Source organism: Prosthecobacter sp., assembly GCF_020439865.1.
GTDB lineage: Bacteria > Verrucomicrobiota > Verrucomicrobiia > Verrucomicrobiales > Verrucomicrobiaceae > Prosthecobacter.
Genome location: NZ_JAGRPF010000110.1, coordinates 14,825 through 16,863 on the forward strand (window position 1 = coordinate 14,825; position 2,039 = coordinate 16,863).

The following is a 2,039-nucleotide window of genomic DNA, read 5'->3' on the forward strand; positions in this document are numbered from 1 at the left end:
TTTTGATTTTGATCGTTTTAGATGTGCTTCAGCTCACTTTCCAGCCGTCGCGATAGGACGGGCGGGTGATAAACTGATTTGGCGCTTCCACGTTCGTGACTTTCATTGCAGACTTGTTCCACTGCACCGTCTGCTGCGCGCGGATGGCGAGGTTGCCGAGCAGCACGAATTCGGTGAGCGGAGCCGAGTAATCGAAGTTCGAGCTGGGCAGGCCGCCGTTGACGATGTGGTGAGCCCACTCGCCCTGCGGATTGTCCGGCATCACGCTGCGAGTTTCCGTCTGCTTGATCTTGCCGGCTTTCATGTCGAGGCGGACCTGCGTGTATTTTTCCAGCGGATAGATGACCGGGCTCTTGCAATAGGCGTCGCCTTCGAAGACCACGCCGTCTGTGCCGATGAACATCATGCCGCTGGTGGCCTTTTTGAAGGTTTCCTCGGGAATGTCGGGATGACGTTCAGGTTTGTTCGGCACGCCATCTTTCTCGCCATCGTGCCAGGAGACTGTCATGGCCGGGTGTTTGCCCGCAGGCATGTGATATACGAGCTTGCTCCACATTGGCGCGTTCAGATCGCTGATCGGACCGCTTTCAGCCTCGATTTTTTCGGGAATGAGCTGGCCGAGAATGCTGAAAGTGGAGTCCATGATGTGGCAGCCCATGTCACCAAGTGCACCGGATCCGAACTGCCACCATCCGCGCCAGTTGAAGGGATGCGGGCCGGGGCTGCGGAGTTTTTTCTTGGGAGCGGCCGGATCGAGATCGAATTCGAAGTAGGGCTCGCTTGGCTCGCAGGAGAGCCAGAGATCCCAGTTCAGGTTTTCCGGACACTCGACGAGCTTCTTCTTAATCGGTCCCTGCGGCCAGATGGGGCGGTTTGTCCAAAGACGAATTTCCTTGAGGGTGCCGATGGCGCCCTGCTCGATCCATTCTTTTGCCATGCGCTGGCCGTCCATGGTACGGCCCTGGTTGCCCATCTGGGTGACAATCTTCGCCTCTTTGGCGGCGCGATGCAGGTCGCGAACCTCGGAGATGTAATTGCAGAGAGGTTTCTGCACGCAAACATGTTTGCCATGTTTGATGGCCCACATGGCGGCCAGGTAGTGGGTGTGATCCGGCGTGGAAACGATGACGCCGTCGATCTCGTTCGAGATGTCATCGAACATCTTGCGGAAGTCCTGATACAACTTCGGCGCAGGTGGTGCGGGCTGGCTGGAGTCGAGGTGGTGTTTCTCACGCTTCTTCGCAGCCTCATCCAGGCGCTTGGAATCGACATCTACCATCGCTACGATGTTGTGATTGAGCGTGACCATGCCTGTGTCGGCCAGACCTTTGCCGTTGGCGCCGATCTGGACCAGGTTCAGGCGCTTTCCAGCCGCATCCTGACCGCGGAGAAGAAGATTTGGCCCTGCGAATGTGCTGGCAGCAAAGCCGGCTGAGGTGGCGAGAAAACAGCGACGAGAAAGGGATGTTGAAGACATGGGGTGAATAGATGGGTGGATGCGAACCCGGGAAACGCGTCCGCACGGGCGATGTTGCTTCGGATTCAATCCGCAAACGGATGTTGAAACGTGGTCGAACCAGTGGAAAAGGCGGTTCGCCAACCTTGTCTCCGTAGTTCAATGGATAGAACGAGGGTTTCCTAAACTCTAAATACAGGTTCGATTCCTGTCGGGGATGCCAAGGTGAGGTTTGTGGTATGCGAAGGGGAGGCGGTAAAGGTAGTCTTGGAGAAGGAGGCTAATGGTTTAACCAAGGATAAAGATATCTTTATTGGCGGGTTAACTAAGAGTCGTTCGGCTGGAGTGGAAATAATCTTTGGGGATGTCCCATTTCACTGGTTACCAGACCATTACTTTTTTTGCGAAACTAAAGAAAACATTTGTCGAATAAGCCGGTTCCGTGTTTCAATACAAAGGAATCCTTTAGATGCCGTCCAACCGACATAAGACCAAATACAAGATTTGGAGAACAGCTGCCCCGTCGTTTCGCGGGGTCGCTTGCTTCTCGGCGATGGGTCTCCGGACCTCGATTTAGACTCAT

1 protein-coding gene and 1 tRNA gene are annotated in these 2,039 nt (G+C 55.0%); one reads left to right on the plus strand and one right to left on the minus strand.

Annotation, left to right across the window (positions count from 1 at the left end):
* Positions 1 to 28 precede the first annotated feature (28 nt).
* A complete protein-coding gene (locus KDL09_RS12550; protein ID WP_294385448.1) occupies positions 29 to 1,477 on the minus strand; it encodes a Gfo/Idh/MocA family oxidoreductase in 1,449 nt (482 codons plus the stop codon).
* A 127-nt stretch (positions 1,478 to 1,604) separates the two neighbouring features.
* Between KDL09_RS12550 and KDL09_RS12555 the strand changes: the two genes are divergently transcribed.
* Positions 1,605 to 1,679 (plus strand) — tRNA-Arg (locus KDL09_RS12555).
* The last annotated feature ends 360 nt before the right edge of the window (positions 1,680 to 2,039 follow it).

Bases quoted from the DNA above. Each gene is read 5' to 3' on its own strand.
- KDL09_RS12550 (WP_294385448.1), bottom strand. From the start codon at position 1,477: ATGTCTTCAACATCCCTTTCTCGTCGCTGTTTTCTCGCCACCTCAGCC.